This is a genomic window from Streptomyces nanhaiensis (assembly GCF_046614825.1).
Lineage (GTDB): Bacteria > Actinomycetota > Actinomycetes > Streptomycetales > Streptomycetaceae > Streptomyces > Streptomyces radiopugnans.
The window spans coordinates 1-24281 of sequence record NZ_JBKJFM010000092.1 but is presented as its reverse complement, the minus strand read 5'-3'; the positions used below and the strand labels follow the sequence as shown (position 1 = coordinate 24281).

Genomic DNA, 24281 nt, shown 5'->3' with positions numbered 1-24281 from the left:
CATCCGGCGAGGACTGCGACACATCCAGTACCGCAGCGACCTCATCGACGGCTGCCTGGCCGAGACCGGCCTGACCATCAGACCCGGATGAACCCTTGCGACACCACGAGTTCAACCTCAGTAACCGTAGGAGAACGTGTTTCCTTCTGGTTCTAGACCTTCCGAACAAGACAGTCCCTTCGGCCCTGCCCTCCCTCAAGCCCGGGGCAGGACGTTGCTGGTATGTGTCGCGCCGCCCCCTTTCCTACGTGGCGTAATCATCATCAAGCAATACAACCAACCTGGGCACTTCACCCTTAACTCGAAATAATGGAAGTGATCTGGCGCACAGTCGCACGAGGCGGTGTGAAAACCTTCCAAAGGTGTCCCCGCGTCAGTACTGCCACCGCCCGCACCTGCGTCCAGCGGAGCAGGGTCCTTCATGCCGACGCCGTGGATGATCGGCTACAGCGCCCCGTGAGCTCGACCTCCCCTCCCGTTATGGGAGGGGAGCCGGGGAGGCCGGCCGGGGGCGCGGGTCAGTTCCGCGACCAGGAGCGCGATGTCCCGGACCAGCTCGGGGCGGTCGCTCAGGGCGATGTTGCGGGGGTTGGCCGCGTAGGCGAGCAGGCCCAGCAGGCGGCGGAGGATGGCGGCCTCCGGTCCTCCGCGATGGACCTCACCGCCCGCCACCCGCGCACCGCGCACCGGAGAGCTGCTGTCCACCGTGAAGTTCATGCTCCGGACGCTCGCCGCCGCCGGCGAACTCCAGCGCGACCTCCAGCGGGAGCTGACCTACGGCGGACTGCGGGCCGCCGAGGCCAAAGGCGACAAGGGCGGACGCCGCCCCGCACTGGCGGGCCAGAAGGTCACCGGCGTACGCACCGCCTACCTCGACGGCCGCTCCGTCGCCGCCCTCGCCCGCGAGCACAACGTCGGCCGAGGCGCCGTACGTACCGCCGTCGCCGACCTCCTGCCCGAGCACGTCGCTGATGCCCCTGCCCACGCCCCGGCTCCGGAGCTGCCCATCACCCTCGACATGCCCGGCAGGGTCGCCGACTTCCTCCGCGCAACCGAGCCGGAGCCCGCCGAGCAGGCCGCCCTCGACCAGGGGTGACCGTACGGCGCGGCCAGGGCTACACCCTGCGCGTCAGCGCCGTGCACCGCCGGCTCCTCGCCCGCTGCCGGCCGCTCGACGGCGGCCAGGGCGCCCCGGCGGTCCCAGCCCAGCGCAAGGCCTGCCGCGAGTACGAGAGCCGAGTCAGAGCAGCCCCACGCCCTGACCATGATCATTCTCGGTGCCAGCCGCTGCACCGATGTTCCCCGAGGCCGGTGAGGCCCGTGGGTTCAGGAAAACCGAAGTCTGTTCAGCGGGAACTCGCGGGTCGGTCCGTGTGCTTCAGCTGCGCGAATCCGTGGGTTCGGCGGGAACCGTGGGGTGGGCTGCGAGGCGGCGGGCTTCGGCGGTGACCTCGGCATCGACCTGGTCCATGGTTTTCTGTCGCCGTATTCGAGGATGTCGCACTCGTCGTCGAGTTCAGCGAGGCGCTCGGTCAGGGGCAGCTCATGTCCGTGGCGCTGGTGAACCCGGAAGGCGAACTCCCGAGGCGTGAGCTCCCCTCGGCAAGTACCTCGCCTCGCGCGGTAACAACGCTCCAGCCTCGTCTCCCACCGCCACCCCTGCGGCCGAGTCCGACGCAACCGACCTGCGGCAGGAATGCGCCGAGCACGCCGAGGCCGCCAAAACGGCCCGGAGCTGGGTCAAGAGCCGGTTCGAGAGCTGCCAGAAAAAGCCCTACGACCTGGTGCTCCGTAACCTCCAAGGGTCTGAGACCCTGGGGCGGATGTGGTTCGACGTCTGGGTGCTCGGCTTCGCCCGCGACGGTGTCCGGAAGGCAGAGTACGCCGTCAGCGTCGAGACCATCGAAGTCGCCCCCGTCGGCACCGAGGACGCCACCAAGTGGCGCATCATCCAATCCTTCTCCCGCAGCATCAACGCCGGCAAAAGCGACCCCAATCCCCAAGTCACCGCACCGACCACCACCACCACCCGCGACGAAACCCTGACCGGCTGGCACACCACGCCCCACTGGACCCTGACCTACACCCCACCCGACACCGGCAAGGCCGAGACCGGCAACCACCAGCGCGTCAACGCCACCGTCACCATGACACTGGGAGCGAACTCCCCCAACGCCGACTCCTCCTACTCGGAAGTCGGAGCCTTCCACTTCGGCGTCCGCTTCGACTACACCGGAGCCGTAGCAGGCAAGTACAAAGGCACCGTCTTCACCGAGGCCCGCGTCGAACTTGTCCTCAGCCTCAGCGACGACGCGATCAAGGAGAGCACCCGGCACTTCCTCGACGCCCAGCAGTACCCCGAACGCACTTTCCCTTCCTGGCCGGGCAAAAACGGTCCCCGGCAAGGACGAGCCCCTGCACCGGCTGATCAACAGGGAAGAACAGGACGCCAACCGGGACCGGGCCATCGACACCTGCCACGGTGTGTGGGGCAACTACGAGGGAACTCGGCTGCAGTGCGACGAGTACCTCTTCTCCTCCACCCACGAGGGCGCCAACGCAGGCAATGACCGCTACTCCGCGCGCCTGATCGACGGTGACGACAACGAGGCGGGCGGTCGGTGACTGAACTCGATGTACACCGCCAGCCGCATACTCGACGGTGACCCGTTCCACGTGAAGGTCACCTCCTGACCCGCCGAGGAAGCATCTGCCGTGACGCTCATCACCGAGTACAGCACCCACGCCCGCCCCGACCGCCGAATCGTGGAGGTCTACGACGCGGACGCCTACCTCGGGGACGACGAAGCGCTGGCCGCATCACGAAGCCAGGTCGCGGCCGGCAACGGCTACCACCTCTACCTGCACAGCCTGCAGCCCGATATCGACGTCCACGTCACCATCCGCGTCTGGGACGCCCCCCAGGAGCCTCCGAAGGACGCGGAGGAAACCGTCCCCGTGTCCCTGGAATCAGAGACCGGCACCCTGGTCATCAACCAGTTCACCCTCGGGCCGGCCGGCGAGATGACCCTGCCCCGCCCCGGCGTGTATGAGGGCCACGCCTGGTGGGACGGGCGTCAGGCCACCGCCGACTACTACAACCAGTGCGGTCACCGCCGCGCCATCGAACAGTGGGACAGCAGGCAACTCAGACAGGCGTGGCTCCAGTGCCCGGTTCAAGAGCGGTACGTGCTCGACCTGTGGTACGTCCGCGAGCCCGACCCCGTCGACGACGAGGATCTGTAGGGCCGCCTCAGGGCAGGAGCCCTCCCGCAGTGCCGGGAGAGTCACCCCGCACGCGGTGACTCTCCCGGTCGCATGGGGTCTGTCAAAAGAGCGGCCCTGTCTCACATTCGGTGATGATGGACAGTAATGGCGGCGACGGGCAGGCCATCGATCACGAACCCGCAGGCCCGCGCACCCCAGCAGTTGCTCTCTCGGGGCGACCGGTCAGCTCGGCGTCTGCCCGTGAGGGCTCGGCGCAACAGACTCAACGGTTCCGGTGCACCGCTATCCGCATCGAAACATCGACGTCAGAGCACCGACCGCGCCCTCTGCAGGGCAGAGGTTCCCCATGCTCACAATCTGTCACCACCGAATGTGGGACAGAGCCCTGGGCCGCGGGGGTCGTGCGGCGCAAAGGCTGGCAGGCGATACCGCGCCGGGCCGGATCACCGGTCCGCCGCACTCCGTGGGAACGTCCGTATCCGGTGCAGCCATCGTCGGCAGGTCTCGGCGGTGACTGGTTCGAACAGCTCCGGGGTGGAGATCTCGACGAGGAACTGCGTCAGCAGGTCCTGGTGCGTCTCGTCGATGTCGACCTCCTCCTGGAAGTGCACCGCCTGGGCCCAGACGGTGATCTGGTCCGGGCCGACCAGTCCGGCGAGGGTCTTCTCCAACGCGGCGGCGGCGTGGCCGCGGGTGAAGGTGGCGGGAGTCGACGTCCTGTGGCGCCGGACCGCCCGGAGGAGTTCGGGCAGCTCTCCGCGCCAGTACAGGAGGTCTTCGGCAGGGCTGCATCGGTGGGCGTCCACGGCTCCCATCCTGGCCCAGCACACCGGCCGGCAGGTTTCCGCCACCGGTGGAGTCCGCGCCGGGGCAGGCCGGTGATCAGGGCCCGGGGAACCGTCCGGCCGAAGAGGGGTGGGCGGGGTCAGGTCCTGTTCCAGCGGTAGAAGAGCTGTTCCCCTCGGTCCGGCGGGCGGCCGGGGATGTCGTCACCGGGCCCACGGTAGCGGCCGACCACGGGCCGGTGCGGGGCGATCACCCGTTCCGGAGGGAAGCCAGGTGCCGGGGGTGTCTCGGCGCGAGGTGAGTTCAGTCGGTGCGGGGGTGACGTCGAACTGCCGGAACAGGTCGTGGAAGAACTGCTGGAGCAGGGCACGGGCCCGGTCGCGGTCGCGGTCGCGGAGCTCGTGGGCGCCGAAGCGGAACACCTCGTATCCGGCGAGTTTGAGGTTCCGGTCGCCGCGCATGTTGGCCGCGTACTTGGCGCTGTCCGGTTGTCCCTGGGTGGTGTAGCGGTGCATTCCGTCGACCTCGAGGACGATGTGGTGTCCGTCGGGCAGCAGGAGCAGGAAGTCCATGCGGAAGTTCAGCAGGGCCTGGGCGCCGCGGGCACGGGCGGTCTTGGGGTCCCAGTGCAGCCACACTTCGGGCAGGAGGGCCGACAGGCCGTACACGGTGGGGCCGTGGATCTCGTGGTAGAGGTCGAACAGGGTCCGCTGCGGGAGTGAGTTGTCGGGCAGGCAACGGGTCAGCCGCGCGTACAGCGATCTCTTGGCCTCGGCGTCGCCGGGGAGGTTGCGCTGATCCTTCCACCAGGTCAACAAGGCCGGCCCCGCATCCGAACCGATGGCCCGTTACTTAATTCCGGTGATGCCGTGGCAAATATTATCCACTGTTTAATTTTAATGTGATTTTTCCTGTTACAGGGGATTGGAAGTGGGTTGAGATTCAGTTCGCCTCGCAGGCAACACCGTCGTCATCCCGGTCGAGTTCGTCTCGGTAGCCGGGGTCGCCTGGCGTGAGCGGTCCCGGTGCCTCATCGCAGTTTTCGTAGTACACATCGGTATCCGGAGCATCTCCGGGCGGTTCTTCCGGGAGGTCCTCAGGTGCATCGGGGAGTGGAGCTGTTTCCGTCGCGGTGGATGTCACCGTCTCGGTCGGCGGCTCCTGGGCCGGCTCCGTTACAGTCTCCGTCTCCGTGACCGTGACGGGTGGCGTTTCGTCCGGCGCGGGGTCTGTGCCTTCGCCGGCCTCGATCAGGGCACCGAGGGCCGCAAGAGCGACGACGGCTCCCGCCACCGCGAGTAGCGCGATCAGCCACGGATTCCAGCGTCGCCGAGGGCCTTCAGGCTCCGGCCGCTGCCACCCGGCATTCTGGGAGGACATGATGGCCGCCTTGTGACGTATACGGTCAGGGACCTCCACCAGAGCACATCAGGCAAGTAAGCGCTCGGTAGCGTTCACCCGTTTGGCTCTCCTTGGGTGTCGACCGGCCCTCGGGGGCCTCGGCCCCGGACCCTGGACACACAAGACACTGGATCCTGAGGATCTGAGAACGGACATCCCGTGGCCGTGAGCAACCATCCGTCGCAGTCCACGGCGGACGCGGTCGCGCTCTACCAGTCGCGGCCCGAGGCGACGATCCGGCAGGTCGCCGCCGATCCGGGGATCAGCCCCGAGACCTTGCGGAACAAGGAGGCTCCCTCGCGGCGCGAGCATCAGGGATCCGGCATCACGGGAAACTCCGGGCGGCCGCTCCCCCTGCCCGGCGGCGCCCATCACGCGGCCGGGCAAGGATTCAGGTCGCGCGGCCTGTTCGTCGAGTGCGGTGAGGGCGATCGTCACGTCCGGGAGGCCTTTCGGCCGTCGCTGTCCGGGCGCCGCGTGCCGAAGGCGGCCGACATCTCCCCCAAGGTGTCGGCGACCGCACGGGCGCCGGGCGCACCCGGTTCGATGAGCGTGTAGTGGCCCGTTCCGGGCAGCACGACGGTCTTCAGGTCACGGTGTACGGACGCATAGTCCGCGAACTGGGCGAGCGGGACCTCCTCGTCGACGGCTCCGTGCAGCAGCACGGTGGGGACGCCGGTCGTGCCCGCGCCGCGCAGCAGGGTGAGGGGGTCGACCGACGGCAGCCGCTGCTCGAACAGGTCCTCACCGCCGAGGAGTTGCAGGGCGGCGCCGTTGCTGAGGTCGTCGCGGCGGGTGGCGGCGAGGTCCGTGATCGGGGCGAGCGCCAGCACGGCGGTCGGCAGGCTGCGGGTGTGCCAACGTGAACCGGGGGGCAGCAGGCCGCGAGCCGCGCACCACAGAGCGAGGTGGCCGCCCGAGCAGTGCCCCGCCAGGACGTACGGCCGCCCCTGCGGCAGGGTGTCCACGATCCGCGCGATGTCGTCGAACGTCTCCGGGTAGCCGCCGGCGCCGCCGGACCGGCGGAAGCCCGGGAGCAGGACGTCGAAACCCCGCTGCGAGAGGTACGCCGCGAAGGGGGTCAGGTGCATCCGGTCGTAGCGCCAGTAGCCGCCGTGCAGCAGGATCACCAGCGGGGCGTCGGGATCTTCGGCGGGCCAGGCGTCGTAGACCTGGTGCGGGTGGTTCCCGTAGGAGCCGTGCACCGGTGCCAGTACCGGCCTCAGGCTCAGGACCCGCTTCTCCTCCTCGGCCGCGAAGGCGGATACCGTCCTAGACGCCACCGCGCACCTCCCACAGTTCGGGAAAGACCGGGCGGGCCGCGCGCCGCTCGAGCCAGGCGAGCCCGGTGGACCCGGCGCTGCCGCTCCTGGCACCCATGGCACGGCGTACGACCATGACGTGGTCGAAGCGCCAGCGTGCGAGGAGTTCGGCGATGTCGGTGAGCAGTTCGCCGAGGGCGAGCAGCGGGTCGTGCTGCGGGCCGGTGTAGACTTGCCGCCAGGCTTCGACCACGCCCGGATCGCAGTTGTGGGGTGTGGTCACGTCCCGGTCCCGGACGTGTCCGGGGATGGGCAGGCCCTGCCGGTGCAGGAAGTACAGCACCTCGTCGTAGAGGGACGGTTCGCGGTAGGTCTCGCCGAGCGCCTCGTGGACCGCGGTGTCACCCTGGTGCAGGCGGAGCATTTCGGCGGACTTGTCGCCCAGGAGGAACTCCATGTGCCGGTACATGGCCGACTGGAAGCCGGACGCCTGGCCGAACGCGGCCCGGAAACCGTTGAACTGGGCGGGTGTCAGGGTGGCGATCGGTGCCCAGGACGCGTTGAGGGCGGTCAGGGCGCGGCGGCTGCGTACCAGCGCGTCCATGGCGGCGTCCAGGTCGTCCTTGGCGAAAGCCGTCCTCGCGGTGCGCCACTCGTGGACGATCAGGGTGAACCACAACTCCATCACCTGGGTGGTGACGACGAAGCCCATCTCGTCCGGGGCGTCGGTGAGGGGGCGCTGCAGCGTGCTGAGGACGGACGCGTTCACGTAGGTGTCGTAGGGGCTGGCACCCGGGAAGGGCCGGGTCAGCGGGTCGAGGTCGTCGGTGGTGGGCGGGGCGGGAGCCGTCGTGCTGTCGTTCATGGCATCTCCTAGTGCTGCCGCCGGCCGGGAGTGCGGCCGTGCGGCCAGGGCGGGGGCCACCGGTCGTGCGGCGCGGGGAAGCGGTGCCGCGAGCGGCTTTCTCAGACGCCGAGGTGGACGCCGCCGGAGGCGTCGATCCACTGGCCGGTCACCCAGCGGGCGTCGTCGCTCGCCACGAAGGACACCACGTCGGCGATGTCCGCGGGAGCGCCGAGCCGGCCGAAGACGGAGGCGTCCGAGTACCTCCGGCGGATCTCCGGGATGTTCAGCGTGGGGTTGATCTCCGTCTCGGTGTAGCCGGGCGCGACGCTGTTCACGGTGATGCCCCGGGGGCCCAGCTCCTGCGCGAGGGACAGGGTGAGGTAGTCCAGGGCGGCCTTGGTCATGGTGTAGGCGACGATCGGGGGGAAGGCCACACGGGTGGCCACCGAGGAGACGTTCACGATCCTGCCGCCGTCGCGCAGCCGGTCCAGTCCGCGCTGGACGATGAAGAACGGCGCCTTGGTGTTGACGGCGAACACCCGGTCGTAGTCCGCCTCGGTGACGTCCGCGATCCGGCGCGGGAGGGTGATGCCGGCGTTGTTGACGAGGACGTCCACGCCGGGCCGCGCGTCCTGCTCGGCCAGGGCCCGGTCGAAGGCCTCCCAGAGTGTGTCGGCATCACCGGGTACGCCGAGTTCGGCATGGACGGGGAAGGCCCGGCCACCGTCGGCCTCGATCTCCTTGACCGTGCGCTCGGCCGCCGCGCGGTCGTGCCCGTAGTGGACCGCCACGAGGGCGCCCTCGCGGCCCAGGCGTCGGCTGATGGCCCGGCCGATGCCGCGGCTGCCTCCGGTGACCAGGGCAGTCCTGCCCTCGTGCCGCAGGGTGGTGGTCAACGTCTTCTCCTTCGGGTGAGTGGGGGTGGACCGGAGGCGCGACGGGCGTGCGCCGGGTCATGCGTCGAAGTCGAGGGTGAGCTCGGTGCCGAGCGGCCGGGCCCGGCACACGAGCGTGTAGCCCGCGGCCAGCTCCTCGGCGTGGAGGGCGTACTGGGGGCCTGCCGTCACCCGGCCGGACAGGACCCGGGCCCGGCAGCTGCCGCACACCCCCTCACGGCAGGCGTGGGGCACGTCGGGGTGGGCGCGCAGCAGCGCGTCCAGGATCGAGGCGTCCTCGGGTCCGGCGGTTGCCAGGCGGCGGTGACCGCCGAGCAGCGCGGTGACGCGAGTGCGGCGCGAGGGGGCCGTCTGACGCGGCGGCGCGCTCCTCGGCGGCGTGTCCGCGGGGGTGAACGGCTCCGAGCGGATCAGGGCCGGGTCGGCGCCCCACGCCGTGAGCGCCCGGCGCACCGCGACGACCATGCCGGCCGGGCCGCACAGGGCGAACGCGGTGCCGGGGCCGGGGTGGGCGTCGACCGCGGCGAGCAGGCGCGGCAGCTTCGCGTCGTCGATCCGCCCGCCCGACAGCCCGCTGCCGTGCTCCTCCCGGGTGAGGACGTACAGGACGGTGAAGCGGTCGACGAACGAGTCCTTCAGGTCGGACAGTTCGTCGGCGAGCAGGGCGTCGGCGGCCGTCGGGACCGAGTGGACCAGGGAGACGCGGCAGGCGGGGTCCTCGCGCAGTGCCGCGGCGGCCATGGCGGCGAGCGGTGTGATGCCGGAGCCGCCCGCGATCAGGACATGATGGCCGCCGGACCGCCCGGGCAGGGCGAAGGTGCCCGTGGGCGGGGAAAGCTCCAGGACGTCACCCGGCGACAGGCTGGTGACGGCGTGGGCACCGAAGCCGTCGGGGGCGCCGCGGCGGATCACCAGGCGCAGCGCGGCCGGGTCGGCCGGCGGGGGGCAGACCGAGTAACTGCGGCGCAGCTCCGCACCGGCACGTCGGTGCCGGAGGACGACGTGCTCACCGGGCCGGTGGGTGAAGACGTCGCGCAGGGCTTCGGGTACCTCGAGGGTGACCGCGACCGCGTCCCCGGTGAGGTGCTGGACCCCGACGACCGCGAGTCGGTGCCAGCCGGTACGCCGCCCCGTGGTCCGGGGCCGGCCGGGAAGTTCGGGGCGGGGGGCTGCGGGCGTGGCGGCGGGGGTGGCGCCGGTCGCGGCGGCGGTGTCGGGACCTGCGGTGGCGGGGGTGTTCACGGTCGGCCTCGTAGCGCGCTCAGGTGGGGGAACAGCTCGTGGCACGCCGTGCACCGCAGCACGGACTGGCAGCGGGCCGGTCCGAAGGGGCTGTGCGGCCGGGTGGCGCGGGAGCCGCAGTGCGGGCAGGGCACCGCGGCCAGTGCGACGGGGACCGGACCGTTCGCCTTCGCCGGCGCGGGTACGGGCGGGGCGATGCCGTGGGCGGCGAGCTTCTCCCGGCCGGCCGCCGTGATGCGGTCCGCCGTCCACGGCGGGGACAGCACCTGCCGGACCCGCCCCCCGGGGTGGCCGCTCGCGGCGAGGACGTCCCGGATCGCGGAGACGATGGCGGGCAGTGCCGGGCAGCCCAGATAGGTCGGGGTGATCTCCACCTCGAGTACTCCGTCGGCGGCCGGGGCGACGGAGCGGACCACGCCGAGGTCGCCGAGGCCGATCATCGGCAGCTCCGGATCGGGCAGTGCCTCCACCAGGGCCCGGACCTCCGCCACCGCGCGCGCGGGGCGCGGGGGTACGACGGGGCGTGGCGCCGGGGGCTCCGACCGGGGTGGCGCCGACCGCGCCGCCGGGGGGATCGTGCCGTTCACCAGCGGCCTCCCGGGAACTGGCGGTACACCGACTGCATCTCGGCGATCAGCGGGCCGAACTCCTCGGTGTGCAGGCCCGCCCGCCCGCCCCGGGCCTGCCAGCGCGGGGCCGGCACGGTCAGACCCGCGCGGGTCACGACCTCACTCACGCGCCGCTCCCACACCGGGTGCAGCGGGGCCGGTGAGGGCACCGTGCCCGCCTCCACGAGGTGGCCCACCACCTCGTCCTCGTCGAACAGTTCGGCGGTGTAGGGCCATATCCGCTCCAGGCCCCGTTGCATACGGCGGGAGCTCTCCGGGGTGCCGAGCCCCAGCCGCAGCGTCCAGTTGTCGGCGTGCATCCGGTGGAAGGCCACCTCCCTGGCGGCCCGCTCCCCGAACGCGGCCAGCCGGACGTCCGCGCAGCCGGCCAGGGCCTCGTAGTACAGGACCGCGTAATGGGTGTAGGCCAGTTGGCGGGCGACGGTCACCGCGAAGTCCCCGCCGGGCAGCTCGGACAGCAGGGCGTTGGTGAACTCCCGGTCGGAGCGGGTGAAGGCGAACTCGTCCTCGGAGCGTCCGGTGCCGTCGACGTGCCCGCTGAGGGTGAACAGCGTGCGGGCGTGGCCGATCAGGTCGAGGGCGATGTTGGACAGGGCCATGTCCTCCTCGATGGTCGGCGCCCGCGTGATCCACTGGCACAGCCGCTGCCCGAGGACGAGGGCGTCGTCGCCCAGACGCAGCAGGTGCACGGCGAGGCGGGCGTCGGCGCGGACGGCTTCGGTGGGCGGAGCCGGGTCAGTCGAGGTGGTCACCGTCGGGGCCTTTCTCGGTCAGCGGCGCGAAGTGCTCCGGATACCGGTAGGGCTTGTGGCGGGCTCCCGTGAAGAACGGGTCGCGTTCGTCCGGGGACACCGCGTGCACGGCGTCCGAGCGAACCACCCACAGCGACAGCGGGTCGCCGCGCCGGGTGTACAGGTCACGGGCCCGCAGCAGGGCCGTGTCGGCGTCGGCGGCGCGTACGGACCCCACATGCTGGTGGGCCAGGCCCCGGCGAGGCCTGAGGAAGACCTCCCAGGACGCCGGGGCGCCCTCCCGCTGCCGGCTCATACGCGCTCACCCGCCCCGTCCCGCGCGGCCTCCACCGCGGCCACGTCCGCCTCCGTGTCCGTGTCCGCCTCCGAAGGCGCCCCGTCGGCCCCGAAGCGCGCGGCGTACGCGGCGGATGCCTCCCGTACCCAGGCGCCGTCCTCGTGCGCCCCACGCCGGTGTGCGACGCGCTGCCGGGACCAGTGCGTGTCCTCGCCGAGCGCCGCGCGGTAGACGTCCCAGTCGACGGGGGTGAAGTCGTAGTGGCCGCGTTCCTCGTTCCAGCGGATCGCCGGGTCCGGGAGGGTGAGTCCGAGGCGTTCGGCCTGGGGGACGCAGCTGTCGACGAAGCGCTGGCGCAGCTCGTCGTTGGTGTGGCGCTTGATCCCCCAGGTGATGGCACGGCGGGAGACCGCGGCGCCGAGTGCCGCGGTGCGGTCGTCGGCACCGCCCGCCGCGGTGTCGGGCGGCCCGAACATCAGCGCCACGGCCGGCAGCCACCAGCGGTTCACCGCGTCCTGGGCCATCGCCTTCTGCTCCGGCGAGCCTTCGCACAGGGCACGCATGAGGTCGTACCCCTGCCGTACGTGGAAGGCCTCCTCCTGGCAGACGCGGCGCATCGCCCGGGCGTACGGTCCGTAGGACGTGCGGCACAGGGGCATCTGGTTGACGACGGCGGCGCCGTCCGTCAGCCAGGCGATGGCGCCGGTGTCCGCCCACGTCAGCGCGGGGTGGTTGAACGTCGCCGAGGCCCGCTGCCGGCCCCGGTGCAGGGCGTCGAGCAGTTCGGCCCGGTCCACGCCCAGCGTCTCGGCGGCGGAGTAGAGGTACATCCCGTGCCCGGCCTCGTCCTGGACCTTGGCGATGAGCACCGACTTGCGGTGCAGGGAGGGGGCCCGGGTGAGCCAGGCGCCCTCCGGCTGCATACCGATGATCTCGGAGTGGGCGTGCTGCGCGATCTGGCGGATCAGCATCCGGCGGTAGCCCTCGGGCATCCAGTCGCGGGGCTCGATGGTCGCCCCCGAGGCGATGAGGCCGTCGAAGTGCGCGAGCAGCTCGTCCTGCGCGGCGGGCTCGGTGGCGGTCGGCCGTGTGCTCATGCGCCGCCTCCGCGGCCGGTCTCCGCCACGGGGGGTACGCACCGGTCCCCGAACCGGACGTATGGCCTGGGCACTGGCATCACTCCTTCGGCACTCCTCGGGATCGGGCACGCCCAGCGCGTCGCGGTACCCGTCCCACCGGGCGGGCGGCGCGCTCTCCCTCTCGGAAAGAGGCTCCGCACGGGGCCCGCTATCCCCACGCCGGGCGGCGGGCGCGCGTGAGAAGGATCACGCCGGGCCGCGGGGATTGCCGCCCGCCGCGCGGGCCTCTTGTCCGGGTGACACGGGATCCACGAGGTCTGCTCGACGGCCACTGGCCGTGGCGGAAGGGGAAAGCATGAGCACCATCAGGGAGTTGCTGGTCGAACTCACCGGTACCGCGGAGTTCGCCGACGCCGAGCGGGTCGGTGACGACGTCGACCTCGCCGCGAGCGGCATCGACTCCGGCGACCTGGTGCGTCTCGTCCTGCTCGTCGAGCAGCGGCTCGGCGTGGAGATCACCGCCGACGACATGGAGAAGCTGCGCACGGTCGCCGACTACGAGCGGTTCGTGGCCGAGCGTTCCACCGCCGGCGCCGGCGGTGCGTGATGTGGCTGACGCAGCTGCTGGAACGCAACCGACAGTGCCGGCCCGACCGGTTGGCGCTGGTCGACGAGCAGCGCCGGATCACCTGGTCGCAGTTCCATGACCGTACGCTCGAACTGGCGCGAGGGCTGGCCGATCTGGGCATCGGGCGCGGCGACCGCGTCGCGGTGCTGTCCAAGGACCGCGTCGAGGTCCTGGAGACCTACTTCGCGCTCGCCCGGCTCGGCGCGCTGTTCGTTCCGCTGAACCACAGCCTGGCCGTGCCCGAGGTCGCCGGCATCGTCGAACGTGTCGGAGCGGTGGCCGTCCTCGGCGAGTCGGACCTGCTGGACCGGCACCCAGAGCTGCCGGCGTCGGTGCGGATCAGGATGGCGCTGGACGAGCCGGCGTTCGAGGCGCTGGGCGCCCCGGCCACCGAGCGTGACCTGCCCGAGGTGGCCGACACCGACCCGATCGCCGTGCTGCACACCTCCGCGACCACCGGGCAGGCCAAGGGCGTCACGGTCGACAGCGCCTCGTTCCGTGCCATCGCCCTGGGCTGGCTGGCCGTGGCACGTCCCACCGACGACATCGTCATGGTCAACTGCTGCCCCCTGTACCACGGCAGCATGGTGGTGTCCCTGACCTACCTGGCCGCCGGTGCCACCGTCGTGCTCATGCCCGGCTTCACCCCGCAGCGGGCGCTGGCCGCGGTGGAGGAGCACCGCGCCACCCACATGTGGCTGGTCCCGCAGATGCTCCGCTTCATGCTCCAGGCCAAGGGCACCGCACGCGCCGACCTGTCCTCGCTGCGGGAGATCCTCTACGGCGCCGCCCCCATGCCCCTGGACGTGTACGCCGAGGCCGTGGAGCGCCTCGGCTGCGGTTTCCGGCAGGTCTACGGGATGACGGAGGTCGGCGGGCCCTTCGTCACCCTCGGTCCCGACGAGCACCCGGCCCCCGGGGACGTCACCGCCCGCATCCCCTGCGGACGCGTCGTTCCCGGCATGTCCGCCCGCGCGGTCGACGAGGCCGGACGGGAACTGCCCCGCGGCGGGATCGGCGAGATCGTCGTGCGGGGACCGGGCGTGATGCAGGGTTACTGGAACGACCCCGAGGCCACGCGCGAGATCGTCCTCGACGGCTGGATCAGGACCGGTGACCTGGGATTCGTCGACGACGCGGGCCGCATCCACCTCGTGGACCGCACCAAGGACGTCATCATCCGGGCGGGCCAGAACGTGTATCCCTCGGAGATCGAACGCGCTCTCATGTCCCACCCGGCGGTCCGGGACACCGCGGTCGTCGGCATGCCCGACGACGACTACGGCGAGGTGCCGCTGGCGTACGTCGTCGCCGAGCCGGGCACGCGGGCCGCGGACCTGCTCGCGCACGCCGGGCAGCAGCTCGCGCCCTACAAGCGCCCGCGGCGGGTGGAGTTCATCGAGCAGGTGCCCCGCAATCCCGCCGGGAAGATCGTCAAGAAGCTGCTGCGGGCCTGACGGGTGCGCCCGCGGCAGTACCCGCCTCCGACGGCCGGCCGTCTTCCGGAGGTGTTCCCCGGCGCGGCGGCCGGCCCGTACGGCGAGGTGGCCGCCCGGCTGTTCCCGCCGCGACCCGCGTGGGCGTCGGCCGGGCTCGGGCTGGGCCTCGCCGTCGTCTCGGACCCCCGGGCCGTCCCCGCCGGACCCGCCGAGGAGGCCGCGGCCGCGGCGATGCCGCCGCGGGGCCGGCTGGAGGTCCTGGCCGGCCGGCTCGCGGCACGGCGCGCGCTGCGCGCGGTGGGGCTGGAGTGCGGGCAGGTCCCGCGGGCGGGCCGCCTGCCGAGGTTCCCGCCGGGGCGGGCGGCGTCGATCGCGCACAGCGCGGGCGTCGCGGTGGCCGTGGCCCGGGCGCCGGGCCGGGACCTCCCCCTCGGCTGCGATCTGGAACTGCGCCCCCTGCCCGCCGAGGCGGTGCGGCTGGTGCTGCGCGACGACGAGGAGGCACTGCTGCACGCTCCCCCGTCCGGGACGGCGCCGTGGTCCGTGACGTCGCTGTTCTCGGCGAAGGAGGCCGCGTGGAAGGCCCTGCACACCGGGCCGCGGGCGCTGCCGGACGGCATGCTGAGGAGCCTGCGCGACCTGCGGGCGCGCCCGCTCGCCCAGGGGCTCCGGATCGAGGCGCGGACGAACCCGGCCCTCGCCGTGCACGTCGAGGCGGTGGCGGTCGGCGCGGGCGTGTTCAGTACGGTCCTCGGCTGGGCCGGCCGCTGACCGCCGGCCACTGAGGCGACGGTGGCCCCCGCCCCGCGCTCGACGCGTGGGGCGGGGGCCACCGTCGCCTCACGCCCGTGCGTTGACCAGGACCGCCATGTTGCCCGCCGGGTGGCGGTTGTCGTGGATGAGCTGGTGCGCCAGGCCGATCTCCTCGAAGCCGAACGTCCGCGACAGGCACGGGTCGACGAAGCCCCGGTCGATCAGCCGGGTCACCTCGCGGGCCTCACGGGCGCTGGCCACGTGCGATCCCTGCAGCCGCTTCTGCCGCATCCACAGGAAACGCAGGTCCACGTCGCCGTTGTAGCCGGTGGTCCCGCCGCAGATGACGACCATGCCCCCGTTGGCGCACAGGTACATGGACGTGGGGATGGTGTCGGCGCCGGAGTGCTCCAGCACGATCCGCGGAGCGCGGCGCTCGCCGAGCACCTCCCAGAAACGCCGCCCGAAGGCGCGCGCGCCGGCCAGCCAGCGGGCCATCGCCGCCTCGTCGGAGGTGTCCGGCATCCTGCCCCAGTGGTCGAACTCGCGCCGGTCGATCCATCCCCGGGCGCCGAGCTTCATGCAGAACTCCCCGCGCTCCTCGCCGGAGACGACGGCGACGGGGATGCCGCCGGCGTGTCGCACGAGCTGGATGGCGATGCTGCCCAGGCCGCCGGCCCCGCCCCAGATCAGCACCGGGTCGCCCGGCCGGACCGTGTGCGGCTCCCAGCCGAAGAGCTGGCGGTAGGCGGTGGCCGCCGTCGCCATGTAGCAGGCGGACTCCGCCCAGGACAGGCGGGCGGGCTTCGGGTGGCACATGTAGTCGTCGACGACCGCGAACTGCGCGAAGGAGCCGTAGTTCTCCTCGTACCCCCACACGCGCTGGGTGGTGGAGAAGGCCGGGTCGGCGCCGAGGCGGATGTCCTCGGCGGACTCGTCCCACCGGCTGGCCAGCACGACGACCTCGTCGCCCAGCCGGACGTCCCGCACCCCCTCGCCGACGGCCCACACGATGCCGGACAGGTCGGAGCCGCCGATGTGGAAGTCCTCGGTGGCGCCGGCCTTCTGCCGGGCGGCTATCACGTCGAGTGGATGTCCCAGGGCGGCCCAGACGTTGTTGTAGTTGACTCCGGCCGCCATCACCTTGACGAGCACCTGCCCGCGCCCGACGGGGGGCACGTCGACCACTTCGGTGCGGAAGGCGTCGACGGGCCGCCCGTAGCGTTCGCGGCGGATCAGCGAGGCGTACATCTTCTTCGGCACGGTGCCCATCTCGGGCGCGTCGCCGAGTTCGTAGAGGTCCTGGGTGGCGGTCGCGGTCACATGGGGCTCCTGGACGGTCGGGTCCCGCTCGGGACGGGGAGGCGGACAGGGGCGGGGAGGCGGACAGGGCGGGGGCCGGTCCGGTCAGTGGGGCGCCTCGCGCAGCGCCTTGGCGACCGTGGCGCCGATCAGCGCGATGGGCTCGGGTTCGGTCATCTCGTAGTGCCCGCACGGCACTCGGTGGTCGTGCAGGGTCCCCTCGACGTGGGGCCGCCAGCCCTCGACCTTGTCGGGCAGTACGGCCAGGTCGCCGGGGAAGTCGGTGGCCTCCTCCCGGGCGGCGCTGAAGAACAGCACGTCCCCGCGGAAGACGCCGGGCGCGAACTGGGGCGCGATGCGCAGGTTGTTGCGCATGACCGCGGCGATGGCCTCGGCCTCGGCCCGGGTGACCGGCGAACTCGTCGGATCGGCCGCCAGGCCGGCGTCGATGCGGGCGAGGACGGTCGTCACGTCCGGCACGTCGGCAGCTCCCCGCCCGGCGGGGAGGCCGGCCACCCTGGCCAGCAGGGACGCCACCTGCCGTTCGACCGCCGCGGCGTCGTACTGCGTACCGTACGGCCGGGGGGCGTCCAGCATGGCCAGCAGCTCCACCCGCTCGCCCCGCTCCTGCAGGGCGCAGGCCATCGCGTGCGCCACGAAGCCGCCGTAGGACCAGCCCAACAGCCGGTAGGGGCCGTGCGGTCGCACCTCGCGGACGAGGTCGACGTAGGAGGCGACCATGGACGCCGCGTCCGGCACGGGCGGCCGGGTGCCGTCGAGGCCGGCGGCCTGGATGCCGTAGACCGGCTGGTCGCCGCCGAGGTGGGGCAGCAGTCCCGTGTAGCGCCAGGACACGCCCGCCCCGGGATGGACGCAGAACAAAGGTGCGGCCTCACCCCGGGTCCGCAGCGGCAGGAGCGGGGCCAGGGCGTTCCTGCCGCCGCTCGGCTCCCGCGCTCCGGTGTCGTCGGCCGCCGCCAGGAGCCCGGCCACGGTGGGCGCGGCCAGCAGGGCCGCGGCGGGCACGTCGAGCACGTCGGCCTGACGCAGCCGGCCCGCCAGCAGGACGGCGCGCATCGAGTCGCCGCCCAGGTCGAAGAAGTTGTCGTGGACGCCGATGCCGCCGATGCCGAGGGTCTCCTCCCACAGGCGGGTCACGGCCTGTTCGCGTTCGGTGCGCGGGGGCACGTGTTCGGTCGTCAGGCGGGGCCGCGGGCCGAGGGCCGGCTCGGTGTCCGCCGCGGTCCCGGTGTCCGGCGCGCCGGGGTCCGTGCGGGCGCCGGGGGCGTCGATCCAGTGGCGGTGCCGTTCGAAGGCGTAAGCGGGCAGCGGCGCGCGCCGGGGCGTGCCCGGCACCCCGGGGAGCGCGGTGTCCACGCCCGCGCTCCACAGCCGGCCCAGTGCCTCGGCCAGGACGAACCCGTCGTCGGCGTCGGCCTTGGCGTGTCGCATGGTGGTCACCGTCACCGGCGCGTGCTCCGCGAGCTGGGCGGCGGCCAGCTTGGTCAGGGTGTCGCCCGGCCCGATCTCCACCAGGACGGGACGGCGCTCCCACAGGGCGGTGACGCCGTCGGCGAAGCGCACGGTGCAGCGGGTGTGGTCGATCCAGTGCTGGACCGAGGTCGCCTGCGCGTCGGTGATCCAGGTGCCGGTGACGTTGGTGACGAACGGGATCCGCGGCGGGCGCAGGGTGACGCCGCGCAGGTGCTTCTCGTACGTCTCCAGCACCGGGTCCAGGACGTGGGAGTGGGCGGCGACCGGTATGCGCAGCCGGCGGAACGGGACATCCCGCCGGGTGAGTTCGGCCTCGAAGCGCGCGACGGCGTCGTCGTGCCCGGCGACGGTGCAGGCGGCGGGGCCGTTCACCGCGGCGAGGGACAGCTCCTCGTCGAGCAGCGGCAGCACCTCCTCCACGGGCGCCGCCACCCCGACGGTCGCCCCGCCCGCGGAGCTGATGAGCCGGAGGCGTTCGGTGACCAGGGGCAGCATCTCACCGAGGTCGATCACCCCGGCCAGGCAGGCGGCCGTGTACTCGCCGAGCGAGTGGCCGATGAGCGCGTCCGGGCGCACCCCCGCCGCCATGAGGGTGCGGGCGAGGGCGTACTCGGTGACCACCAGGGCGAGGAACGTGCTCGTGCTGTCGGCCTGCCGCTGCTCGAACAGGTCGTCGAGCAGGGCGGGGCGCAGGTCGGCGCCGAGGACGGGGCGCAGGATGCGCGCGCACTCGTCGACGGTGTCGCGGTAGACGTCGTGCTCGCGGTAGAGCTCGGCGCCCATGCCGGGGTACTGCGTGCCGCCGCCCGGCAGCAGGAACGCCACCCGTGCGGGCTCGTCCGGCAGGGGCGGCGTGCCGGGCACGGCGCCGCGCAGCGCGGACAGGGCCTCCTCGCGGGAGGCGGCGGTCACGGCCAGGCGGTGGCGCAGCGCGGGCCGGTCGGCGCGCAGGGAGTGCGCGACGTCGTCCAGGCGCAGTTCCGGTCGCCTTTCGAGGTGACGGGCGAGGACCTCGGCCTGGCCGCGCAGGGCGCCGGCCGTACGCGCGGACAGGGGCAGCACCAGGCGGCGGCCGTCCGCGGACGGGCGGGGCGGAGCGGGCGCGGCGGGCGGCGCCTCCTCCAGGACGACGTGGGCGTTGGTGCCGCCGATGCCGAAGGCGCTGACCGCGGCCCGCCGGGGGTGTCCGCCCGCGGGCCAGTCCTCCAGGGTGGTGGGGACCCGGAACGGGCCGGCGGCGAAGTCGATGTGCGGGTTGGGCCGTTCGAAGTGCAGGCTCGGCGGGATCCGCCGGTGCTCCAGGGCCAGGACGGCCTTGATGAGCCCGGCGATGCCGGCGGCCGCTCCGAGGTGGCCGATGTTGGTCTTCACGGAACCGAGGGCGCAGTAGCCGCGGCGCCGCGTGGACTGCCGGAAGGCCTCGGTGAGCGCGGCGACCTCGATCGGGTCCCCCAGGCGCGTGGCGGTGCCGTGCGCCTCGACCAGGCCGATGGTGTCGGCGTCCGTCATCGCCTGGGCCTGCGCCGCGAGGATGACCTCGGTCTGGCCGGCGGCGCTGGGCGCGCTGAAGCCCACCTTGCGGCGTCCGTCGTTGTTGACGGCGCTGCCCCGGATGACGGCGCGGATGCGGTCGCCGTCGGCGAGGGCGTCCTCCAGCCGTTTGAGGACGACGGCGCCGACGCCGTCGCCGGAGGAGGTGCCGGCCGCGTCCTCGGCGAACGCCCGGCAGTGCCCGTCGGGCGAGAAGGGGCCGCCGGGCACGTAGCGGTAGCCGAGCAGCGCCGAGGGGTTGACGGAGACGGCGGCGGCGAGCGCGGTGTCGCACCGGTGGTCGAGCAGGTCCTGGCAGGCGGTGTGCACGGCGACGAGCGCGGTGGAACAGGCCGTCTGCAGCGACAGACTCGGACCGGTCAGCCCCAGCTCGTAGGAGACGCGGGTGGCGAGCGTGCCCAGGGAGTTGGCGGTGGCCGCGTGCACGAGCTCCACCGATCCGGGCTGCCCGGCGTACCGCGGATGGACGTGAGCCGGGTAGTAGCGGCTGTCGCCGCTGCCCGCGTACACGCCGAACGTACCGGTCGCGGCGCCGGGGCCGAGGACCGCGGCGTCCTCCAGCGCGTGGTACGCCGTCTCCAGCAGCAGCCGCTGCTGGGGGTCGATGACGGCCGCCTCGGCGGGGCTGTAGCCGAAGAACCCGGAGTCGAAGCGGTCGATTCCCCCGATGACCGACGCCATGCGGACCAGCGTGGGGTCGTCGAGGTCGCGCTCGGCTCCGCCGGCGGCCAGGAACTCCTCGTCGGTGACGGGCCGCACCGACTCGCGTCCGGCGGCCAGGTTGTCCCAGAACGCGTCCAGGTCGTCCGCGCCGGGGAAGCGGCCCGCCATGCCGATCACGGCGACGACCGGGGCCTGCTCGTCCTGCGGTTGGGGGGTCTCAGGCATGGCCTCGGTCCTTCCCGTGCCGTGCGGAGCGGCGTGCGCGGGCCACGCGCTGCCGCTGGGCTCGTTCTTTGGCGCGGTCCAGGCCGCTCGGCCCGGTCCCGGCGGTCGGCGACGGCGCCTGCGGGTCCACCGCCTGCGGGGCACCCGTGGTCCCGGGGACCTCCGGTCCGGTCAGGGTCGACAGGTGGCGGGCCAGGTCGCGCACGGTGGGGTGCGCGAACAGGTCGACGACCGGCAGTTCGCACCCGAAGGCCCTCTCGACCGCGCTCTGGGCGGCGACCAGGAGCAGCGAGTTGCCGCCCAGGTCGAAGAAGTTCTCGTCCGGGCCGACCCGGTCGCGGCCCAGGACCTCGCGCCACAGGCCGGCCAGGCGGCTCTCCAGCGCCCGCAGCCGCTCCCCCGCATCGTCGGAGGGCGCCACCGAATGCTCGGCGCCGCCGGCCGCGCGCAGCACCCAGTGGTCGCCGCCGGCGGCCTCGGCTGCGGCCCGGTGCAGCGCGCCGAGGTCGGCGCCCTCCTCCAGAGCGACGCGTCCGGCCAGTCGCCGCACCTGCCGGGCCGGTTCGAGGACGTGGCTGCGGACCCAGGGGACGCTGCGGTCGGCGCCGATCAGCAGGTGGGGTTCGTCCAGGGTGCGGGCCAGGTCGAAGGAGCGCAGCGCGGCGGCGGTGTCCAGGACGCGGTAGCCGCGGGCCTCGGTGAGCGGGGCGAGCCGGTAGCCGCTGCTCATGCCCCGCTCGCGCCACATGCTCCAGGCCAGGCTCTGCGCGGGTAGTCCGAGGGCGCGGCGGTGCGAGGCGAGCGCGTCGAGGTAGGCGTTGGCGGCGGCGTAGGCGGTGTTCATGGCGCCGCCGAAGTAGCCGTTCACCGAGGAGAAGGTGACGAAGGAGCCCACCGGGTGGTCCGCGCTCGCCCGGTGCAGGGTCCAGGCGCCGCGCACCTTCGCGTCCAGGGCCTCGCGCCAGGCGGCCGGGTCCAGTTCGCCGACGGGGCGCTCGACGAGGGTCCCGGCCAGGTGCAGTACGGACACCAGGGGCACGCCCCAGTGCTCGGCGGCCGCGCGGACGGCGTCCCGCACCTGTCGCTCGTCGGTCACGTCGGCGCACGCGTACCGCACCTCCCCGAGTTCCCGCAGCCGCCGGTAGGCCTCGATGCGGGCGGCCGGGTGCCCTCCGGCGGCCAGGTGCCCCGGCCAGGCGTCCTCCACGGGCAGCGGGGTACGGCCGAGGACGAGCAGCCGGGTGCCGGGCGTCCGCAGGAGATGGGCGGCGAGCTCGGTCCCGACGCCGCCCAGTCCCCCGCTGACCAGGTGGAAGCCGTCGGCGGGGGGCGCTTCGGCGCGGGGTGCCGACTCTGGCAGGGGGGCCAGCCGGCGTACCAGGCGCCGTCCGCCCCGGCGGGCGACCTCGGTGTCGGCCGGGGTGCCGGCCGCCTCGGCGAGCAGCAGGGGTACGGGGTCCTCGTCGCTTCGCGGGTCGAGGTCCAGATGGACGCACCGCAGCCCGCCCAGCTCCTCCCGCAGCGACTTCAGCACCGCGCCGGCCATGGCGTGCGCCGGGGAGGGCCGGTCCTCGGCGGTGACCGCCTGGGCGCCCGCCGTCACGTACAGCAGGTCGACCGGGCCCTCGCCGGCCTGCCCGGCGGGCCGGGCGGCGAGGGCCCGGGCCAGCGCGATCAGGGGGGCGGTGGCGGCCCGGGCGGCCGCCGGGTCGGCCGTCGCGCCGGTGTGCAGCGCGCCGAGGTGCACGATGGCGTCGACCGGCCGCCCGTCGGATTCGAGGGCCCGCAGCAGCGCCTTGTGGTCGGCCTCTTCGGCGAAGCGGATCCGGTGGTGGGCCGCGTCCTGCCGGGCGTACGACGCCCCGTCGGTGACCTGGGTGCACAGCCCGCCGTCGGCCCGCACCGCCCGCGCGAGGCGCCCGGCGAGGTCCTGTGCCCGCGGGTCGCCTCCCGCGAGGACGAGGACGTGCCGGCCGGCCGCCGCCGCGCACGGGCGGTGGCGCTCGGCCCGCCGCCACACCGGCCGCAGGAACCAGTCGGGCAGGGTGGCGGCCGTCCCCAGCAGCAGCTGGGCCTCGTGGATCGCGTCGTCGAAGGCGCCCGCCTCGAAGCTCTTGCGCAGCCTGGTCCGCTGGATCTTGCCGATCTCCGTCTTCGGGACGTCGGCGGCGGCGACCGGCACGAGGAAGGCGGGGCTGACGCCGATCTCCCGGGTCACCTTGCCGGCGATCTCCCGCAGCGCGGTGGCTGGGTCGTGCTCCGGCGCGAGGTGGACGAACAGGGCGAGTTCGTCGGTGGCCGCCGACGGGTCGGAGCGCACCGCGACCGCGGCGGTGAAACTGCGGACGGCGTAGGGCAGTTCCTCGACACAGGCCTCGATCTCGTGGCTGTAGTGGTTGACGCCGTTGACGATGATGACGTCCTTGGCTCGGCCGGTGATGTACAGCTCGCCGTCGCGCAGGAATGCCAGGTCGCCGGTGTCGAACCAGCCGTCGTCGGTGAACGCCTCGGCGTTGGCCGCCGGGTTGTCGTGGTAGCTGCCGGTCACGGAGGTGCCGCGGACCTGGAGCCGGCCGACGTCGCCCTCGGTGAGGACGGTGCCGTGTTCGTCGGCGATCCGCATGGCGAAGCCGGGGTAGGGCAGGCCGCAGCTGACGAACGTCTCGCCGGTGCCCGGCGGTTCGGCCGGCAGCACGGCGTCGGTGACCACCGAGCAGGTCTCCGACATGCCCCAGCCGGGGTGCATCACGTCCTGCGGCAGCCCGAACGGCTTCAGCGTATGCAGGAACCGGCGGGCGGCCGCGGCCACCACGACCTCACCGGCGTTCATCACCAGCCGCATCGGCGACAGGTCCCACTCCCGGTCCCGGAAGCGGTCGGCCTGCTCGGCCAGCAGCCCGAAGGCGAAGTTGGGCGCCCAGGTGACCGTGACCCGGTGCCGGTGGGCGAGGTCCATCCAGCGCAGCGGATCCTGAAGGATCCAGGAGGTCGGCGCGTGGATCTGCCGGCATCCCAGGTACACATCGCGCAGGTGGAACATCACCACACCGGTGACGTGGTCGAGCGGGATCCAGTTCAGGGAGACGTCCCGCTCGCCGAGCCCGTTCATCTGCTCGGTGGCGCCGGACCGGGTCAGCACGTTGCGGTGGGTCAGGCGCACGGCCTTGGGCAGGCCGGTGCTGCCGGACGTCATCAGCATCAGGAGGAGGTCGTCGGGCCGGGCGGCGTACCAGTCGCGGTCCTCGGGCGCCTCCCGCAGCGCGTCGGCGGTCGTCAGCCGAAGCCCCGGCCGGCCCTGGCGGGCCGCCAGGTCGCGCAGGCCGGGCTCCAGGCCGGCGGAGCACACCATCCAGGGCCGACCGAGCATTCGCCAGATGCCCTCCAGCTTGGTCAGCGCCGCCGAGGAGGCGGCGTAGGAGGCGGGGACGGTCAGCGGGACGGCGACGAAACCGCCGAGGACGCAGCCCCACAGCACGGCGAGGAAGTCCTCGGTGTCGTCGCACTGGAGGATCACCTGGTCGCCGGGGCGCAGTCCGGCCCGCCGCAGTCCCGCGAGGACCCTGGACGCCTCCGAGAGCAGGGACGCGTAGCCGCGCCGCGTCTCGCTGCCGTCGGCGTGCACGTGCACGATGTCGCCGTGGCCGTGTTCGGCCGCGCGGACGAGGGCCTGCGCCCAGCCGGGCACGGTCGGTTCGGTCAGCTCCGGCCCCTCGCTCAGCGCCGGGACGGCCCCGGTCGCGGTGCGCGGGCCGTCGGCCGGTGCCGACGGGGCGGTGCGGCGAGCGGGGCCGGCGGGAGGAAGCGGTCGGGCATCAGCAGGTTGACGC

At 73.2% G+C, this 24281-nt stretch carries 21 protein-coding genes and 1 pseudogene; 7 read left to right on the top strand and 15 right to left on the bottom strand.

Annotated features, from left to right (window positions below; genetic code table 11):
* Positions 1–91 (top strand): annotated as a pseudogene (locus ACLIYP_RS19450) (transposase); the annotation flags it as partial.
* A gap of 353 nt (positions 92–444) precedes the next feature.
* Here ACLIYP_RS19450 and ACLIYP_RS19445 read toward each other — a convergent pair.
* Complete coding sequence (locus tag ACLIYP_RS19445) at positions 445–717, bottom strand: hypothetical protein (RefSeq protein ID WP_412714413.1); 273 nt, start codon at positions 715–717, stop codon at positions 445–447.
* Here ACLIYP_RS19445 and ACLIYP_RS19440 point away from each other — a divergent pair.
* The 3 genes from ACLIYP_RS19440 to ACLIYP_RS19430 all read left to right on the top strand — a co-directional run bounded on the left by ACLIYP_RS19440 (position 716) and on the right by ACLIYP_RS19430 (position 3246).
* Entirely contained in the window at positions 716–1096 is a 381-nt protein-coding gene (locus ACLIYP_RS19440) for a hypothetical protein (RefSeq protein WP_412714412.1), read from the top strand. The genes ACLIYP_RS19445 and ACLIYP_RS19440 overlap by 2 nt on opposite strands.
* A 727-nt stretch (positions 1097–1823) precedes the next feature.
* Positions 1824–2570: a hypothetical protein gene (locus tag ACLIYP_RS19435; protein ID WP_412714411.1), complete on the top strand. Its 747-nt coding sequence runs from the start codon at positions 1824–1826 to the stop codon at positions 2568–2570.
* 145 nt (positions 2571–2715) lie between these two features.
* A complete protein-coding gene (locus tag ACLIYP_RS19430; protein ID WP_412714410.1) occupies positions 2716–3246 on the top strand; it encodes a hypothetical protein in 531 nt (176 codons plus the stop codon).
* 425 nt (positions 3247–3671) lie between these two features.
* Here the strand turns inward: ACLIYP_RS19430 and ACLIYP_RS19425 are convergent, their stop codons facing one another.
* The 11 genes from ACLIYP_RS19425 to paaA all read right to left on the bottom strand — a co-directional run bounded on the left by ACLIYP_RS19425 (position 3672) and on the right by paaA (position 12417).
* On the bottom strand, positions 3672–4034 hold the full coding sequence (locus tag ACLIYP_RS19425) for a hypothetical protein (RefSeq protein ID WP_412714409.1): 363 nt from the start codon (positions 4032–4034) through the stop codon (positions 3672–3674).
* 183 nt (positions 4035–4217) lie between these two features.
* Positions 4218–4829 carry a hypothetical protein gene (locus ACLIYP_RS19420; RefSeq protein ID WP_412714408.1) on the bottom strand — a complete coding sequence of 204 codons (612 nt, stop codon included), beginning with the start codon at positions 4827–4829 and terminating at the stop codon, positions 4218–4220.
* A gap of 127 nt (positions 4830–4956) precedes the next feature.
* Positions 4957–5394: an excalibur calcium-binding domain-containing protein gene (locus ACLIYP_RS19415; RefSeq protein ID WP_412714407.1), complete on the bottom strand. Its 438-nt coding sequence runs from the start codon at positions 5392–5394 to the stop codon at positions 4957–4959.
* Between the two features lie 455 nt (positions 5395–5849).
* A complete protein-coding gene (locus ACLIYP_RS19410; protein ID WP_412714406.1) occupies positions 5850–6698 on the bottom strand; it encodes an alpha/beta hydrolase in 849 nt (282 codons plus the stop codon).
* Positions 6688–7542, bottom strand: coding sequence for a tryptophan 2,3-dioxygenase (locus tag ACLIYP_RS19405; RefSeq protein ID WP_412714405.1), 855 nt, complete (start codon positions 7540–7542; stop codon positions 6688–6690). Before ACLIYP_RS19405 ends, ACLIYP_RS19410 begins: the two co-directional genes overlap by 11 nt.
* 101 nt (positions 7543–7643) lie before the next feature.
* Positions 7644–8420: an SDR family oxidoreductase gene (locus ACLIYP_RS19400; RefSeq protein WP_093662783.1), complete on the bottom strand. Its 777-nt coding sequence runs from the start codon at positions 8418–8420 to the stop codon at positions 7644–7646.
* 57 nt (positions 8421–8477) lie between these two features.
* Complete coding sequence (locus tag ACLIYP_RS19395) at positions 8478–9662, bottom strand: 2Fe-2S iron-sulfur cluster-binding protein (RefSeq protein ID WP_412714404.1); 1185 nt, start codon at positions 9660–9662, stop codon at positions 8478–8480.
* Positions 9659–10153: a 1,2-phenylacetyl-CoA epoxidase subunit PaaD gene (paaD, locus tag ACLIYP_RS19390; RefSeq protein ID WP_412714403.1), complete on the bottom strand. Its 495-nt coding sequence runs from the start codon at positions 10151–10153 to the stop codon at positions 9659–9661. Before paaD ends, ACLIYP_RS19395 begins: the two co-directional genes overlap by 4 nt.
* Before the next feature lie 92 nt (positions 10154–10245).
* Positions 10246–11043: a 1,2-phenylacetyl-CoA epoxidase subunit PaaC gene (gene paaC / locus ACLIYP_RS19385; RefSeq protein WP_412714402.1), complete on the bottom strand. Its 798-nt coding sequence runs from the start codon at positions 11041–11043 to the stop codon at positions 10246–10248.
* A complete protein-coding gene (gene paaB, locus ACLIYP_RS19380; RefSeq protein ID WP_093662786.1) occupies positions 11027–11338 on the bottom strand; it encodes a 1,2-phenylacetyl-CoA epoxidase subunit PaaB in 312 nt (103 codons plus the stop codon). Before paaB ends, paaC begins: the two co-directional genes overlap by 17 nt.
* A complete protein-coding gene (paaA, locus tag ACLIYP_RS19375; protein WP_412714401.1) occupies positions 11335–12417 on the bottom strand; it encodes a 1,2-phenylacetyl-CoA epoxidase subunit PaaA in 1083 nt (360 codons plus the stop codon). The genes paaB and paaA overlap by 4 nt, the downstream gene beginning before the upstream one ends.
* Before the next feature lie 337 nt (positions 12418–12754).
* Between paaA and ACLIYP_RS19370 the strand changes: the two genes are divergently transcribed.
* The 3 genes from ACLIYP_RS19370 to ACLIYP_RS19360 are packed head-to-tail and all read left to right on the top strand — an operon-like array spanning position 12755 to position 15237.
* The gene (locus tag ACLIYP_RS19370) at positions 12755–13006 is read left to right on the top strand and encodes an acyl carrier protein (protein WP_412714400.1); all 252 of its coding nucleotides are present in this window, start codon (positions 12755–12757) and stop codon (positions 13004–13006) included.
* On the top strand, positions 13006–14484 hold the full coding sequence (locus ACLIYP_RS19365; protein ID WP_412714399.1) for a class I adenylate-forming enzyme family protein: 1479 nt from the start codon (positions 13006–13008) through the stop codon (positions 14482–14484). The genes ACLIYP_RS19370 and ACLIYP_RS19365 overlap by 1 nt, the downstream gene beginning before the upstream one ends.
* A gap of 51 nt (positions 14485–14535) precedes the next feature.
* Complete coding sequence (locus tag ACLIYP_RS19360; RefSeq protein ID WP_412714398.1) at positions 14536–15237, top strand: 4'-phosphopantetheinyl transferase superfamily protein; 702 nt, start codon at positions 14536–14538, stop codon at positions 15235–15237.
* A gap of 69 nt (positions 15238–15306) precedes the next feature.
* On the opposite strand, the gene ccrA is transcribed toward ACLIYP_RS19360, so the two are convergent.
* From ccrA to ACLIYP_RS19345, 3 genes are all read right to left on the bottom strand, one after another.
* A complete protein-coding gene (gene ccrA, locus ACLIYP_RS19355) occupies positions 15307–16491 on the bottom strand; it encodes a crotonyl-CoA carboxylase/reductase (protein ID WP_412714414.1) in 1185 nt (394 codons plus the stop codon).
* A 135-nt stretch (positions 16492–16626) separates the two neighbouring features.
* Positions 16627–20454, bottom strand: coding sequence for a type I polyketide synthase (locus ACLIYP_RS19350; protein WP_412714397.1), 3828 nt, complete (start codon positions 20452–20454; stop codon positions 16627–16629).
* Positions 20447–24281, bottom strand: a 3835-nt coding sequence (locus ACLIYP_RS19345; RefSeq protein ID WP_412714396.1) for an SDR family NAD(P)-dependent oxidoreductase, incomplete at its 5' end; no start/stop codon positions are given. The genes ACLIYP_RS19350 and ACLIYP_RS19345, both read right to left, overlap by 8 nt.

What these genes read in the sequence shown, in the direction of transcription:
- ccrA (WP_412714414.1), bottom strand. Translation starts at nt 16,491, where the DNA reads ATGGGCACCGTGCCGAAGAAGATGTACGCCTCGCTGATCCGCCGCGAA.
- ACLIYP_RS19445 (WP_412714413.1), bottom strand. Translation starts at nt 717, where the DNA reads ATGAACTTCACGGTGGACAGCAGCTCTCCGGTGCGCGGTGCGCGGGTG.
- ACLIYP_RS19440 (WP_412714412.1), top strand. Translation starts at nt 716, where the DNA reads ATGCTCCGGACGCTCGCCGCCGCCGGCGAACTCCAGCGCGACCTCCAG.
- ACLIYP_RS19370 (WP_412714400.1), top strand. Translation starts at nt 12,755, where the DNA reads ATGAGCACCATCAGGGAGTTGCTGGTCGAACTCACCGGTACCGCGGAG.
- paaA (WP_412714401.1), bottom strand. Translation starts at nt 12,417, where the DNA reads ATGAGCACACGGCCGACCGCCACCGAGCCCGCCGCGCAGGACGAGCTG.
- paaB (WP_093662786.1), bottom strand. Translation starts at nt 11,338, where the DNA reads ATGAGCCGGCAGCGGGAGGGCGCCCCGGCGTCCTGGGAGGTCTTCCTC.
- ACLIYP_RS19405 (WP_412714405.1), bottom strand. Translation starts at nt 7,542, where the DNA reads ATGAACGACAGCACGACGGCTCCCGCCCCGCCCACCACCGACGACCTC.
- ACLIYP_RS19435 (WP_412714411.1), top strand. Translation starts at nt 1,824, where the DNA reads ATGTGGTTCGACGTCTGGGTGCTCGGCTTCGCCCGCGACGGTGTCCGG.
- ACLIYP_RS19365 (WP_412714399.1), top strand. Translation starts at nt 13,006, where the DNA reads ATGTGGCTGACGCAGCTGCTGGAACGCAACCGACAGTGCCGGCCCGAC.
- ACLIYP_RS19415 (WP_412714407.1), bottom strand. Translation starts at nt 5,394, where the DNA reads ATGTCCTCCCAGAATGCCGGGTGGCAGCGGCCGGAGCCTGAAGGCCCT.
- ACLIYP_RS19350 (WP_412714397.1), bottom strand. Translation starts at nt 20,454, where the DNA reads ATGCCTGAGACCCCCCAACCGCAGGACGAGCAGGCCCCGGTCGTCGCC.